11 protein-coding genes and 5 tRNA genes are annotated in these 14,006 nt (G+C 72.8%); 6 read left to right on the top strand and 10 right to left on the bottom strand.

The features are described from left to right. Nucleotides 1-71 precede the first annotated feature (71 nt). Both PBV52_RS08190 and PBV52_RS08195 read right to left on the bottom strand, forming a co-directional pair. Complete coding sequence (locus PBV52_RS08190) at nucleotides 72-893, bottom strand: aminotransferase class IV (protein ID WP_274237621.1); 822 nt, start codon at nucleotides 891-893, stop codon at nucleotides 72-74. Further along, complete coding sequence (locus PBV52_RS08195) at nucleotides 890-1,936, bottom strand: chorismate-binding protein (RefSeq protein WP_274237622.1); 1,047 nt, start codon at nucleotides 1,934-1,936, stop codon at nucleotides 890-892. Before PBV52_RS08195 ends, PBV52_RS08190 begins: the two co-directional genes overlap by 4 nt. A 178-nt stretch (nucleotides 1,937-2,114) precedes the next feature. On the opposite strand from PBV52_RS08195, the gene PBV52_RS08200 reads away from it, so the two are divergent. From PBV52_RS08200 to PBV52_RS08220, 5 genes are all read left to right on the top strand, one after another. After that, a tRNA-Gly gene (locus PBV52_RS08200) sits at nucleotides 2,115-2,187 on the top strand. A gap of 39 nt (nucleotides 2,188-2,226) precedes the next feature. Beyond that, nucleotides 2,227-2,300, top strand: a tRNA-Cys gene (locus tag PBV52_RS08205). Between the two features lies 1 nt (nucleotide 2,301). After that, nucleotides 2,302-2,373, top strand: a tRNA-Val gene (locus PBV52_RS08210). Between the two features lie 19 nt (nucleotides 2,374-2,392). Continuing rightward, a tRNA-Val gene (locus PBV52_RS08215) sits at nucleotides 2,393-2,464 on the top strand. A 47-nt stretch (nucleotides 2,465-2,511) separates the two neighbouring features. Next, nucleotides 2,512-2,583 (top strand) — tRNA-Val (locus PBV52_RS08220). A gap of 53 nt (nucleotides 2,584-2,636) precedes the next feature. Here PBV52_RS08220 and PBV52_RS08225 read toward each other — a convergent pair. From PBV52_RS08225 to PBV52_RS08240, 4 genes are all read right to left on the bottom strand, one after another. Then, nucleotides 2,637-2,927 carry a zf-TFIIB domain-containing protein gene (locus PBV52_RS08225; RefSeq protein WP_274237623.1) on the bottom strand — a complete coding sequence of 97 codons (291 nt, stop codon included), beginning with the start codon at nucleotides 2,925-2,927 and terminating at the stop codon, nucleotides 2,637-2,639. A gap of 80 nt (nucleotides 2,928-3,007) precedes the next feature. Beyond that, complete coding sequence (locus PBV52_RS08230; RefSeq protein ID WP_274237624.1) at nucleotides 3,008-3,973, bottom strand: phosphotransferase family protein; 966 nt, start codon at nucleotides 3,971-3,973, stop codon at nucleotides 3,008-3,010. 356 nt (nucleotides 3,974-4,329) lie between these two features. Beyond that, a complete protein-coding gene (locus PBV52_RS08235) occupies nucleotides 4,330-4,527 on the bottom strand; it encodes a hypothetical protein (RefSeq protein WP_274237625.1) in 198 nt (65 codons plus the stop codon). 234 nt (nucleotides 4,528-4,761) lie between these two features. Then, on the bottom strand, nucleotides 4,762-5,001 hold the full coding sequence (locus PBV52_RS08240; RefSeq protein ID WP_274237626.1) for a hypothetical protein: 240 nt from the start codon (nucleotides 4,999-5,001) through the stop codon (nucleotides 4,762-4,764). Between the two features lie 196 nt (nucleotides 5,002-5,197). Here PBV52_RS08240 and PBV52_RS08245 point away from each other — a divergent pair, with 196 nt between their 5' ends. Then, nucleotides 5,198-6,601 (top strand): serine/threonine-protein kinase, encoded by a 1,404-nt coding sequence (locus PBV52_RS08245; protein ID WP_274249330.1) that lies wholly within the window; start codon nucleotides 5,198-5,200, stop codon nucleotides 6,599-6,601. A gap of 53 nt (nucleotides 6,602-6,654) precedes the next feature. Here PBV52_RS08245 and PBV52_RS08250 read toward each other — a convergent pair whose 3' ends face one another. From PBV52_RS08250 to cobT, 4 genes are all read right to left on the bottom strand, one after another. Continuing rightward, entirely contained in the window at nucleotides 6,655-7,047 is a 393-nt protein-coding gene (locus PBV52_RS08250) for an NUDIX domain-containing protein (RefSeq protein WP_274237627.1), read from the bottom strand. Nucleotides 7,048-7,058: 11 nt separating this feature from the next. Further along, nucleotides 7,059-7,877, bottom strand: a complete 819-nt coding sequence (locus PBV52_RS08255; protein WP_274237628.1) for an RNA methyltransferase — start codon at nucleotides 7,875-7,877, stop codon at nucleotides 7,059-7,061. Between the two features lie 83 nt (nucleotides 7,878-7,960). Then, nucleotides 7,961-9,196: a uroporphyrinogen-III C-methyltransferase gene (gene cobA / locus PBV52_RS08260; protein WP_274237629.1), complete on the bottom strand. Its 1,236-nt coding sequence runs from the start codon at nucleotides 9,194-9,196 to the stop codon at nucleotides 7,961-7,963. A 219-nt stretch (nucleotides 9,197-9,415) separates the two neighbouring features. After that, nucleotides 9,416-13,789: a nicotinate-nucleotide--dimethylbenzimidazole phosphoribosyltransferase gene (cobT, locus tag PBV52_RS08265; protein WP_274237630.1), complete on the bottom strand. Its 4,374-nt coding sequence runs from the start codon at nucleotides 13,787-13,789 to the stop codon at nucleotides 9,416-9,418. Nucleotides 13,790-14,006: the final 217 nt, after the last annotated feature.

Genomic DNA, 14,006 nt, shown 5'->3' on the forward strand with positions numbered 1-14,006 from the left:
CGCCCGGGGTCAGCCGAATATCCGCGTCCGTCGGACGCGGGCGTTGTGCGTGTCCGTCGTATCCGCACCCGTTACGGATCCAGGTCGTCCCCGGACCGCTCGTCGAAGATCCGCACGGCCTTGGCGGTCACCGGTCCCGCCGAGCCGGGCAGTTCGCGCTCGTCGACCCTGTGCACGCCCTGCACGTCCCGCAGGGTGGAGGTGAGGAAGACCTCCTCGGCCCGCTCCAGCACCTCCAGCGGCAGGTCGGTCTCCTTGGCGCCGGTCCACTCGATCGTGAGCGCGCGCGTGATGCCCGCGAGGCAGCCCGAGGCGAGCGGCGGGGTGTGGATCTCGCCGTCCAGGACGACGAAGACGTTCGAGCCGGTGCCCTCGCAGAGTTGCCCGACCGTGTTGCCGAACAGGGCCTCGGAGGCGCCGTGTTGGCGGGCGCGGGCGAGGGCGACGACGTTCTCGGCGTACGAGGTCGTCTTCAGACCGGTGAGCGCGCCGCGTTCGTTGCGGGTCCAGGGGACGGTGATGACGGCCGTGGCGTCGGGGCGGCGGGTGGTCTCGCCGAGGGCGACGACGAGGGTCGGGCCGTGCTCGCCGCGGTCGGAGCCGAGGGGGCCGTGGCCGCCGGTGTAGGTGATGCGCAGCCGGCCGAGCGGCATCGGGTTGGCCTCGATGACGGCGGCGCAGGCGCGGCGGACCTCGTCGTGGTCGGGCTCGGGCAGGCCGAGCCCGCGCGCCGAGCGCGTCAGCCGGTCGAGGTGCCGGGTCAGCGCGAACGGACGGCCGTCCACCGCCTTCACCGTCTCGAAGATGCCGTCGCCCACGGTCAGCCCGTGGTCGAAGACGGAGACACGGGCGGACTCGATGTCCTGCAGCCCGCCGTCGAGCCAGATCCTCACGATTGCAGTCCCTCTCCACTCACCGCATACGCTCCCGACGCTACCGCGAGCAGCCGGGACGCCTTCAGTTCGGTCTCCCGCCATTCCCCCTCCGGGTCCGACCCCCAGGTGATCCCGGCACCGGTACCGAACCGCAGCGCCCTCGCGGCCCGGTCGATCCAGAAGGTACGTATCCCGACGGCCAGCTCACCGACGCCCCGGTCGGCGTCGACCCAGCCGATGCCACCGCAGTACGGCCCGCGCGGCGCCGTCTCCAACGCGTCGATGATCCGCAGCGCACTCGACTTGGGCGCACCGGTGACCGAGCCGGGCGGGAAGGCGGCGTCGAGCAGCTCGGGCCACCCGGCGTCGGCACGCAGCTCACCACGCACGGTCGACACCAGATGGACAAGCCCAGGATGCTTCTCGACGGCGCACAGGTCGGGGACGGTCACGGTCCCGGTGGCACACACCCGGCCGATGTCGTTGCGCACGAGGTCGACGATCATCACGTTCTCGGCGAAGTCCTTCTCCAGAAGGTCCGCCTCGGTGCGCCCAGTGCCCTTGATCGGCCCGGACTCCACGACCCGCCCCTCCCTGCGCAGGAACAGCTCGGGGGAGGCGGTGGCGATCTCCACACCGTGCTCCGGCAGCCGGATCGTTCCTGCGTACGGCGCCGGGTTGCCGCGGGCGAGCAGCGCGGTGAGGGCGTCCACGTCGGCGTCGGGGCCGATCGGCGCGCTCAGGACACGGCAGAGGTTCGCCTGATAGACCTCGCCGGCCGCGATGTGCTCGCGGATACGCCGTACGCCCGCCGTGTACGCGGCGCGATCCAGGGAAGACGTCCAGTCACCGGCCGCCGGGCCCTGCCACTCCCCCGGCACCGGGGCGGGCACGGGCTCCCTTCGTACGTCCCGGAAGCGGGCGCAGGTCAGACCGCCCTCGAAGTCGGCGCAGACGGCCCAGAAACCAGGGGAGTCCAGGGCCGCCGGGTCGCTGGTGACGTCGATGAGGCCGGTGGCGACGCGGTCACCGAAGCGGGCGAGAGGAGGGAGGTCGAGCACACCGTCGAGTCTATGGCCGGTGTCGTGCGGGTGACCTGGCCATGTCCCCTCGGGGGGCGTCGACAGATCCCTGAGCAGATGCAGCGCAGCACGCTGCACAAACGTGTTTTTGTGCTGGCCGGGGAATCCGCTAGAGTTCAACACGTCGCCGGGACGCGGAAGCGGACCGAAACGACAAGCGGACGTAGCTCAGTTGGTAGAGCGCAACCTTGCCAAGGTTGAGGTCGCGAGTTCGAGCCTCGTCGTCCGCTCGAAGGAAGAAGGGGATCTTCCCGAACCCCTACACTCCTGGTGGAGTGGCCGAGAGGCGAGGCAACGGCCTGCAAAGCCGTCTACACGGGTTCAAATCCCGTCTCCACCTCCAAGGACGATTAGCTCAGCGGGAGAGCGCTTCCCTGACACGGAAGAGGTCACTGGTTCAATCCCAGTATCGTCCACTGGATCTTCGGATCCCCCGCGCGATTAGCTCAGCGGGAGAGCGCTTCCCTGACACGGAAGAGGTCACTGGTTCAATCCCAGTATCGCGCACGCAGTAGCCCGTGATCTTCGGATGAATCGTCGATCACGGTCCCCGAGGACGATTAGCTCAGCGGGAGAGCGCTTCCCTGACACGGAAGAGGTCACTGGTTCAATCCCAGTATCGTCCACACTCAGAAGCCCCCGGTCGATGACCGGGGGCTTCTTTGCGGCTTGGTGCGGCTCAGCTGGAGAACAGCATGTGGCCGAAGCTCTTGTGACGCTTGTGGCCGTAGTGACCGCCGTGGTGCCCGCCGTGCGGGGCGCCCCAGGCAGGGGCCTGCGGTGCGGCCGGGTAGGCCTGCGGGGCGGCCGGAGGCGGCGGGGCCGGCTGCGACCACTGGGACTCCACGCGGGTCAGCGACTCCAGCTCGCCGTAGTCGAGAAATATCCCGCGGCAGCCGCTGCACTGCTCGATCTGAACGCCGTTGCGGTTGTACGTGTGCATCGGTGCATGGCACTTCGGACACTGCATGGTCGGCTCAACTCCTCGCCGGTCGGTCCTGCTTCGCGTATCGCCAGGACAGACTCTGTCCGGCTGCGGTCGGTTGCACCCTACTTTGCGTATCCCTGGGTCAACTCAGGGGGGAGCGAAGCCATTCGGTCACAGGCGTCGACGAGGGACTGCTCGACCTCGTCCAGGAGACGGCCCTCGGACAGGGCCTTGGTGATCGCCCGGGCAGCGGTCTGCACGGTGAGGGCGCGGGCCGGGACGTCCAGCGCGGGCCAGGGGTCGCCATGCGCGGGGACGGCCGGACCGCCGGCGGTGCGGTACGCGCCGAGGAAGCGGTCCCATTCGTCGGGCGGCAGCAGCCCACAGGCGTACCAGGCGGCCGGCCGCCCGAGATCCCAGGCCGGCACGCCTACCCCGAGGTCGTCGACGTCGATGAGCAGCCACGGGCCGTCCGGGGCCGGGTGACGGACGAGTTGGCCGAGGTGGAGGTCGCCGTGGCAGAGGGTGGTGGTGTCGGGCTGGGGGGCCGCGGCGCGGGCCCAGGCGGAAAGGGTGTCCCAGGCGCGGAGAACGGCGGTGGTGCCGGTGGTCAGGTCTGTGCCCGCGGCCAGGTCCGTGCCCGCGGCTGCGCGGAGGCGGGTTACGGCGAGGGCGGCTTTGGCGGGGCCGCGCATGGGGGGCAGTGGCGTGGGGGCGGGGGTTCGATGGAGCCGCGCGAGAAGGGTTGCCGCCGCTTCCCAGGGGGCCGCGTCGGGATCTCCCGGGTCGACAGGGATGCCGTACGGCCAGAAGGTCACGAGTCTGCCGTGCAGGTCGACGGGCGTGGGGCCGAGCGGGGGCAGGAGGAGGCCGGGGAGGTGGTTGGCGGCGGTGAGGCGGGGGGTCAGGTCGCCGGGCGTGATGTCCGGGGCGTGGGCCTTGGCGACGGTGTCGGCGTGCCGGACGACGGTGGCGTCGGGGCGGTCGGCGAGGGTGACGGTCGCTCCGCAGGGACAGGCGGAGGTACGTGAGTGGGCGGCGGCTTTGGCCTGAGCGGTGAGGTGGGGCAGGAGGGGGTTGGGGGTCACTGGGGTCCCTTGTGTGCGGATGCTTTGGGGCCGAGGTTACGTGGGGCGGGGCGACGCTCGGCCGTACGACCGGGTGGGGCCGCTTTGCCTGGCACCCGGCGTGAGGGCTTGGCCGGAGTGGGTGCGCGGCCCGGCGCGGCGGGGTGCCGCTTTCTGTGGGACGGGCGCCGCCCCAGCGGCACGACCGCCCGAAGCTACGCGGGCCCCGCAGCCCCCGGAGGCACCGGGCAAAAGCAATGCCGGCGCAGCTCCCCAGCTGCGCCGGCATTTGTGCCGTCCGCCGCACCCCCGTCCCCACGGGGTTTCATGGGTGGATGTCCCCGCCCGGACCGCTCTTCCGGGCCTGGGGTCGCCGCTCAGCGCCCCAGCATCACGCCCACGGACGACGCCTGTGTGGCCACCGTCTCCCAGCCGTCGAAGACGACGAGGAGGAGGGCCGCCAGGGGAAGGGCCATGAGCGTCGCCACCAGGGGGTGGCGGCGGCCCTGACGGCGGGGGCGCAGCGTCGTGCGCTCCTGTATGCGGATCAGTGTCCGCGGTGCCGTCTGGGCCATGGTCCCTCTCCTGACCTGTATCAGTTGTCGTTGGCAGCGGCGGGTGTCTGACCTCGGGGGACGAGTGCTGCACCCGCCGCTTGACCTCAAATCTAGGCGGCCGGGGCACCCCGGGCGTCATGCCCTCGTACCGATTGCCGGGCCTCCCGGAGGATGAGCCATGACCTGCGGAGTACTCCCCTGGGTGGAGACGAGGTCCTAGGTCTCGGGGTCTTCCCCGAGGGGACGCCCGGTCTACCCCGATTTCTCCGAGCCGTCCTCACGCGGCACCGGCTGCTCGACCAGCGCCAGGACCCGGTTCGCCATGAACCGGGCCGTACGCACCACGGAGCCGTTCCGGGTGACTTCGCTCACTTCCACGACACCTCGACGCACCGCCGTCTCCACCCGGCGGCCCGCCCTGCTCGCCACCACCTCGTACGTGCGCGTCGTATCCCCCGCGTCCACGACTATCTCCACGCGATCACCCTTCACGGGCTCAATCCCCCTTCTGTGATGGGTGGTTGGGGGACGAAACGGACCGAAGTCGCCCTGTTCACCAGCCCCCTGACCACCCTTCAAGTCTCCCACCCACCACTGACAATCCATCGCCCCGAGAGGGCGCGGCCTCTGCGCACGGCGGCCCACGGAAACGTAAGCTGTGGCTCGTCACACGGACCGGGCAGCGGGGATGAACATGGCGATGATGCGCCTGAGGCGCGAGGACCCGCGCGTCGTCGGCTCGTTCAGGCTTCACAGAAGGCTCGGCGCCGGCGGCATGGGCGTCGTCTACCTGGGCTCCGACAAGAAGGGGCAGCGGGTCGCGCTCAAGGTGATCCGGCCCGACCTGGCGGAGGATCAGGAGTTCCGCTCGCGGTTCGCGCGTGAGGTCTCGGCAGCACGGCGGATTCGCGGAGGCTGTACGGCACGGCTCGTGGCCGCCGACCTCGAAGCGGATCGGCCGTGGTTCGCCACGCAGTACGTGCCCGGCCCTTCTCTGCACGACAAGGTCGCCGACGAGGGCCCGCTCGGCGCGGCGGAGGTCGCCGCCGTCGGGGCCGCCCTGTCCGAGGGGCTGGTCGCCGTCCACGAGGCAGGTGTCGTACACCGGGATCTCAAGCCCTCCAACATCCTCCTCTCCCCCAAGGGCCCGCGGATCATCGACTTCGGTATCGCCTGGGCGACGGGGGCCTCGACCCTCACGCACGTCGGTACGGCCGTCGGCTCCCCCGGCTTCCTCGCCCCGGAACAGGTGCGCGGCGCCGCCGTCACCCCGGCCACGGACGTCTTCTCCCTCGGCGCCACCCTCGCCTACGCGTCCATGGGTGACTCGCCCTTCGGACACGGCAGTTCCGAGGTGATGCTGTACCGCGTCGTACACGAGGAAGCGCAGCTGTACGGCGTACCGGACGCCCTTGCTCCGCTGGTACGGGCGTGTCTGGCGAAGGCCCCGGAGGAACGGCCCAGCACGCTCCAGCTGTCGCTGCGGCTCAAGGAGATCGCGGCCCGGGAGGCCCAGGGACTTTCCGACGTACGCCCGCCCGCGCCGCGCAGCGCGGAGGCGGACCGGCCGACCGGGCGGCTCGCCGACACCTATGCGGAGCCGCAGCGCGTCCAGCGACGTCCCCAGGGCACTCCCCCGGCGCGCGGCACCGGCGCCTCGCGGGTGCCCGGCCCCGCCCGCGACGGGGCTCCGCCGAGGAGCAGCGGCGCCGCGCACGACGGGACCGCGTCGTCCAGGTCCGGGACGCGTCCGGTGCCAGGGGCACGGAGCGCCCCGCGTTCGGGCAACGGCAGCCGGCCCTCACCACGCGGTGGCACCGGCCGTCCGGCGCCGCGGAACACGGGGACGGGGCGGCGGCCCGCCAACCCGCAACTGCTGCGGCAGCGGCTTTTCGTGTTCGTGGTGGTGACGCTGCTCGTGGCGCTCGGCATCGCGGCGGCTCAGGGCTGCCAAGGTCCGCAGCGCGGGCTCGGCGGCGACGGGGACGACGTCGTACGGCAGCCGCGGGAGCAGGTGGAGCAGGGCTATGAGCCGCTGGACGGGGATGTGACGTCCGATCGGTACGAGTCGACCTTCGACATCTCCGAGTAGGAGAGGCGAGAGGTTCTCGAACGGGCACCACGGGGCGGCGCGTCGGGCACGGATCACAGGTCGGGCAGGATCCGTTCGAAGAACTCACGGTCGCCGTCGAAGACCGGGTCCAGCGACAGGAACTCCTCCGGCGTGACCCAGCGGGCCTCGCCGACCTCGCCCGGGTCGGGGACCACGTCGCCGGTGTCGGCCCGGGCGGTCCACCAGTGGAGGCGGAAGGAGCCGTCGTCCGTCTCCGACTCCCAGACCTTGGCCAGGGGTACGACGGTCAGGCCGACCTCCTCGCGGACCTCCCGCACGACGGCTTCACGCTGGGTCTCCCCCGGCTCGATCCTGCCGCTGAGGGGCTGCCAGTAGCCGGGGCGCTGCACCGCGGGGCCGCGGCGGATGGCGAGCACGCGGCCTGCGCGGAGCAGGACCGCGACGACCGCCTCGCCCTGCGCCATCACCGTACGGCCTAGACCTGAGGGCGGCCCGTGGCCACCGCGTAGAAGGCGACCGCGGCCGCCGCGCCGACGTTGAGGGAGTCGACGCCGTGGGACATCGGGATGCGGACCCATTCGTCGGCGGCCACCAGGGCCTGGGTGGACAGGCCGTCGCCCTCGGCGCCCAGCATCAGCGCGACCCGGTCCATCCGGTGCGGGGCCGCCTCGTCCAGGGACCTTGCCTTCTCGTCGGGGGTGAGGGCGAGGAGCGTGAAACCGGCCTCGCGGACCGACTCCAGGCCCTTGGGCCAGGTCTCCAGACGGGCGTAGGGCACGGAGAAGACCGCGCCCATGGAGACCTTGACGCTGCGGCGGTAGAGGGGGTCGGCGCAGTCCGGGGAGAGGAGCACCGCGTCCATGCCTAGGGCGGCCGCCGACCGGAATATGGCGCCGATGTTGGTGTGGTCGTTCACGGATTCCATGATCACGACCCGGCGGGCGGTCTGCAGGAGTTCGGCCGCCGTGGGCAACGGCTTGCGCTGCATGGAGGCCAGCGCGCCGCGGTGCACGTGGTAGCCGGTGACCTGCTCGGCGAGGTCCGGGCTGACGGCGTACACCGGGGCCGGGAGCTCGTCGATGACGTCGCGCATGACGTCGACCCACTTGGCCGAGAGCAGCATCGACCGCATCTCGTAGCCGGCTTCCTTCGCCCGTCTGATGACCTTCTCGCCCTCGGCGATGAACAGGCCCTCGGCCGGCTCGCGCTTGCGGCGCAGGTCGACGTCGGTCAGGCCCGTGTAGTCGCGCAGGCGCGGGTCGTCGGGATCCTCGACGGTGATGAGATCGGCCACAGGGTGATACTGCCTTGTCCTGGGTGCGGTGCCAACGGCTCGGAACGGATGGGTTACCCGCGGTTACGCGGAAGGGCTCGGTCCTACGTGGCGGACGGGCTCGGTCCGACGTTCACGACCTCGCCGATGACGATGACCGCCGGGGGCTTCACCTCGTGGGCGAGCACCGCTTCGCCGGCCGTGGCGAGGGTCGCGTCCACCCGGCGCTGGGCGGCCGTCGTGCCCTCCTGGACCAGGGCGACGGGCGTGTCCGGGGACTTGCCGTGCGCCACGAGGGTCTCCGCGATCTTGCCGATCTTGTCGACGCCCATGAGGATCACGAGGGTTCCGGTCAGCTTGGCGAGGGACGGCCAGTCGACGAGGGAGCGTTCGTCGTCGGGGGCCACGTGCCCGCTGACCACGGTGAACTCGTGGGCGACGCCGCGATGGGTGACCGGGATGCCCGCCGCGCCCGGCACCGAGATCGAGCTGGAGATGCCGGGGACGACGGTGCAGGGGATGCCGGCCTCCGCGAGTGCCTGGAGCTCCTCCATACCGCGGCCGAAGACGTACGGGTCACCGCCCTTGAGCCGTACGACCGACTTGCCTTGCTTGGCGTGCTCGATCAGGGCGTTGTTGATGGCCTCCTGGGCCATGAAACGGCCGTACGGGATCTTCGCCGCGTCGATCACCTCGACGTGCGGCGGGAGTTCGGCGAGCAGGTCGCGGGGGCCGAGTCGGTCGGCGATGACCACGTCGGCCTCGGCGAGCAGGCGGCGGCCGCGCACGGTGATCAGGTCCGGGTCGCCGGGGCCGCCGCCGACCAGGGCGACTCCGGGCGTACGGGTGCGGTGGTGCGGGGCGACGAGGGTGCCGTCGCGCAGGCCCTCGACGACCGCGTCGCGGATGGCGGCGGTGTGACGGGGGTCGCGGCCGCGCGCGTCGGTGGTGAGCACGGCGATCGTGACGCCCTCACTGTGGCCCGTGGCCGGGGTCCAGGCGGTGGCGGCGTCGGCGTCGTCGGAGCGGACGCACCAGACGCGGTGGCGCTCCGCTTCGGCCGAGGCGCGGGTGTTCGCCTCCGTGTCGCCGGTGGCGATCAGGGCGTACCAGGCGTCGGCGAGGTCGCCGTCCGCGTAGGCGCGCCGCTCCCAGGTGATCTCGCCCGCGTCCGCCATGGCCTCGACCGAGGGGGTTGCTTCGGGGGATACGAGGAGGATGTCCGCGCCTGCTGCGATCAGTGCCGGGAGGCGGCGCTGGGCGACCTGGCCGCCGCCGAGGACGACCACTTTGCGGCCGGTGAGGCGGAGGCCTACGGGGTAGGCGGGGTTTTCGGCCATGAGGGTGCGGCTCCTCTGTACGGCGGTGCAGTGGCCCTGACGTGCGGATTTTACGGGGGCGGATGGGGAGGGTGGGGCAGGTGTCCGTTGGCTGAGCTTCGTCGCCGGGTGCACGGCTGTGGGTGGTTGTGCCCACCCGTTCCGCCCTGCGGAACGCCTGCCCACAACCACAACCACTCGGCAGGGCGCCCGGTGCTGTCGTACCGAATGCCCCCGCGCCTACTTCTCAGTTACCCCCGCCGAGTCGAACGTCGCCACCTCGTGCATCGCCCTCGCCGTGCTCTGCACCAACGGCAGGGCCAGCAGCGCGCCCGTGCCCTCGCCCAGCCTCAGGTCCAGGTCGACCAGGGGCCGCAGGCCCAGCTTGTTGAGGGCGGCCACATGGCCGGGCTCGGCGCTGCGGTGGCCCGCGATGCAGGCCGCGAGGACCTCGGGGGCGATCGCGCGGGCGACCAGGGCTGCCGCGCCGGCACTGACGCCGTCCAGGATCACCGGCGTGCGCAGGGAGGCGCCGCCCAGCAGGAGGCCGACCAGCGCGGCGTGCTCGAAGCCGCCGATCGCCGCCAGGACGCCGATGGGGTCGGCCGGGTCGGGCTGGTGAACCTCGATGGCGCGGCGGACGACCTCGGTCTTGCGGGCGAGGGTCTCGTCGTTGATGCCGGTGCCACGGCCCGTCACCTCGGCCGGGTCCGTGTCCGTGAACACCGAGATCAGGGCTGCCGACGCGGTCGTGTTGGCGATGCCCATCTCGCCCGTAAGGAGGGCCTTGTTACCGGCCGCCACCAGGTCACGGGCGGTCTCGATGCCGACCTCGATGGCCTGCTTGGCCTCCTCGCGGGTCATCGCGGGGCCGGTCGTCATGTCGGAGGTGCCCGCGCGGACCTTGCGGGGCAGCAGGCCGGGCGTGGCCGGGAGGTCGGCGGCCACGCCGACGTCCACCACACAGACCTCGGCGCCCACCTGGCCCGCGAAGGCGTTGCAGACCGCGCCGCCGCCGAGGAAGTTGGCGACCATCTGGGCCGTCACCTCCTGCGGCCAGGGGGTGACGCCCTGCGCGTGCACGCCGTGGTCGCCGGCGAAGATCGCGACGGCCGCGGGCTCGGGAATCGGCGGCGGGCACTGGCGGGACAGGCCGGACAGCTGCGCGGAGATGATCTCCAGCATGCCGAGCGCGCCGGCCGGCTTGGTCATCCGCTTCTGCCGCTCCCAGGCCTCGCCGAGCGCCTTGGCGTCCAGCGGGCGGATCTGGGCGACGGTCTCGGCGAGCAGGTCGTGCGGCTCCTCGCCGGGCAGGGCGCGACGGCCGTACGTCTCCTCGTGCACGACCCAGGACAGCGGGCGGCGCTTGGACCAGCCGGCCTGCATCAGCTCGGGCTCGTCCGGGAACTCGTCGACGTACCCGACGCACAGGTAGGCGATGACCTCCAGGTGCTCGGGCAGGCCGAGGGCGCGGACCATCTCGCGCTCGTCGAAGAAGCTGACCCAGCCGACGCCGAGGCCTTCGGCGCGGGCGGCGAGCCAGAGGTTCTCCACCGCGAGGGCGGCGGAGTAGGGCGCCATCTGGGGCTGCGTGTGGCGGCCCAGGGTGTGGCGGCCGCCGCGGGTCGGGTCGGCGGTGACCACGATGTTGACCGGGGTGTCGAGGATGGCCTCGATCTTCAGTTCCTTGAACTGCTTCGCCCGGCCCTTGGGGAGGGACTTGGCGTACGCCTCGCGCTGCCGCATGGCCAGTTCGTGCATGGTCCGCCGGGTCTCGGCGGAGCGGATGACGACGAAGTCCCAGGGCTGCGAATGGCCCACGGAGGGCGCGGTGTGGGCGGCCTCCAGGACGCGGAGCAGCACCTCGTGCGGGATGGGGTCGCTGCGGAAGCCGTTGCGGATGTCGCGGCGCTCACGCATGACCTTGAGGACGGCCTCGCGTTCGGCGTCGTCGTAGGCGGGCGCTGCCGGGCCGGTGGACTGTCTCACTTCTTCCACGGCCGTGCTCTCTTCTGCGGGGGCTTCTTGGTCTTCCTGGTCGGCGGCCCTGGTGTCCAGGTCCTCCGCGTGCTGTACGAGTTCGGGGTCGCCCTCACGGGGTGCGGGGACCGTGGCCACGGGAGCCGGCGCCTCCTGTGCGGGGAGGACCGTCGGCTGCGGCGGGGTCGGCGCGAGGTGCGGAGTGGTCGGTACCGAGCCCTCGACCGCGACGAACTGGCCGGACGGCTGGTCGGGCGCGGGCTCCTGGGGCGTACCGGACGGCAGCACCGCCGTGGCGTCGCCCTGGCCTGACTCCGTGGACTCCACGGGCGGTTGGGCCGGGTCCTCGGAGCCAGGCGCGGCCTGGGCTGCCAGGGGCTGGAGCTGCGGGCCGGCGGGTTCAGCGACGAAGGGCTGGGGTGCCTCGGCCGGTGCGGCGCCCGAGGGGGCCGACTGCGGGTCGGTGGACTCCGGGGCGGCGGTGTCGTCCGAGGCGGCGGTCGTGGCGGGCGGTTGGGTGGCCTCGGCCGGCTCGGCGCCGGCGTCCGGGGTCTGCTGGGCGTCCGGCGCCTGGGCCGCGGGGGCCGCGATGTGGGGTTGCGCGTCGGGGGCGGTGGGGGTCACGGCAACGGACTGTGCTTCGGCTTCAGGTGCGGTGGCGCTCGCGGCCACAGCCTGCGCTTCGGCGACTACGTCCGTCGGAGCACCGTCCTGCGGCGGCTGCTGGGCCTGCGCGAGGTCCGGGGCCGGGAGGGCTTCGGGAGCCTGCGGCTGCTGCGGGTCCGGGGCCTCGGCGGGCTGGGCGACCGGGACGGGGGGCTCGCTCTGCTGCTCGGCGACGGCCTGCTCGACGTCCGCGGGTTGCGGGGTTTGCGGGGTCGGTTCGGGGACTACGACGGCGGAGGCGCCGTCGGCGGGTGCGGTGACGGCGTCGGCCGGCTGCGAGTCCGGTACGACGTGCTCGGCATCCGCGGGCTGGGGGACCTGTGTTGCCTCCGGCGCGGCCGGGACGGGGGGCTCGGAGACCTGCGCCGGGGTCTCGGGCGCGGCCGCGTCGAGAACCTGGGCGGCTTCCGGAGCGGAGGCGTCGGGGACCTGGACGACTTCCGGAGCCGAGGCGTCGGCGACCTGCGCGGTCTCGGGGTCGAGCACCTCGGGAAGCTGCGCGGTCTCAAGGGCGGCACCGTCGGGAACCTGTGCCGTCTCAGGGGCGACGCCCTCAGGAACCTGGCCGACCTCGGCGTCGGGCGCCACGGCAACCTGCCCGGCGTCAGCGTCGACCGCCTCGGAAACCTGAGCAGCTTCCGGCGCGGAGTCCACAGCGACCGGGCCGGCCTCAACCGCCGGGACCTCGGTCCCCTGCGCTGCTGAGCCGACGGCGGACTCGGCGGCCGCGGCAACCTCACCGGCGGCCGAGTCCCCCGGAACCTGCCCGGGCTCAGCGCCCTGGCCGCCCTCCGAAGCGTCGCCAACTCCCGCAGCCTGCACGGCATCCGCGACACCGTCACCGCCAGGCACCTGAGCGGCACCCGCGTCGGCGTCGCTCACCGGAACTCCCCCGGCGACCGTGCCGACCTCACCCGCAGGCACGGCGACCTCGCCGGCACCGGAGTCGGCGGCACCTGTGGCAGCGTCGACGGCACCGGAGTCGGCCGCACCCGTCGCAGCCTCGACGGCATCCGCAGCAGGCACAGCTGCCGCCATCTGCTCGGCCTCGACGACAGGCGCAGCGCCCGCCGCCACCTCGGCGCCCGGAGCAGCCCCAACACCGGTGGCCTCTCCCGCGTCATAATCCTGCGCAGCCGCCGGCATCCGACCGGCTTCGGGGCCAGGCGCCGCATCGGCCACCGGCGCGGCGTCGCCGGCCGACGGTTCCTGACCGCCGTGCACGCCCTCCTGCGGGACCGGCACACCGACCTCGGCGCCCTGGGCAGCGTTCGTCACATCGTGCGCAGCGCCCGTCGTGGCACCGGCCTCCGTGACGACGCGAGCCATCACCGCCTGTGCGGCGCCCACCGGCTCGCCCCCCGGCTGTCCGGTCGGGACAACCGTTTCGGCAGCCGGCACCTCGATACCGACCGGCGCGGGGGCCGGAGCCTGGACCTGGACGGCGGCCTGGGCCGGGGCACCCCAGGGAGTCGCCGGCTGCGGGACCGCTGCCTCGTGGTGCTGGGGTGCGTCCAGGTATTCGGGGCCGGTCGGGGCCGGGCCGGGCTGGCGGGTGGGCGCACCTACGGCGCCGCGGTCGGCGAGGGAGCGGACCGGGCTGGCGGAGGCGTCGGGGATGGGCGGGCCGAGGTGCAGGGGGCGGCGGGGCGTGATGGGCGGGATCGGCGTCGTGGGGGCCGTCGGGCCCGGGAGGCGGACGCCGCCGAGGTCGACCGAGCCGCTGTCGCGGCCGGAGATCTGGTGCGCGTCCGGCTCGTGCACGGCCTCGACGACCGGCTCCGGCGCGGGCGGGACGACCTCGTTGCCCCAGGCTCCCTGGGAGCCGGGCAGCAGCAGGTCTTCGTCCTCGGCGGTGGTCTCGGAGAGGTAGGTGTACGCACCGTGCGCCGCGGGGACGCCTGGCTGCTCCACCATGCCTGCGCTCTCCGGCAGTCCCTCGCCCGGGACCTGGCCGGTGTCGGTCATGCGTACCCCTCGCCCATCGGTTAGTGCTTCTACGACCAGCTCACCGGGGACGGCGCACCGACCGCCCCCGCAGTGAAGAACGAGCGTGTGTGCCCAGCGGCACGAACGACCCGCCCAAAAAGGCGACAAAGCCATTGAGTGGCATTGTCGTGGCCGTTCGGCCGTCGCGACAGGCTGATCCGCGACAGGCCGCTGTGGACTGCGCCACGTTGCGCGT

The sequence above is a fragment of the Streptomyces sp. T12 genome, assembly GCF_028736035.1.
Lineage (GTDB): Bacteria > Actinomycetota > Actinomycetes > Streptomycetales > Streptomycetaceae > Streptomyces.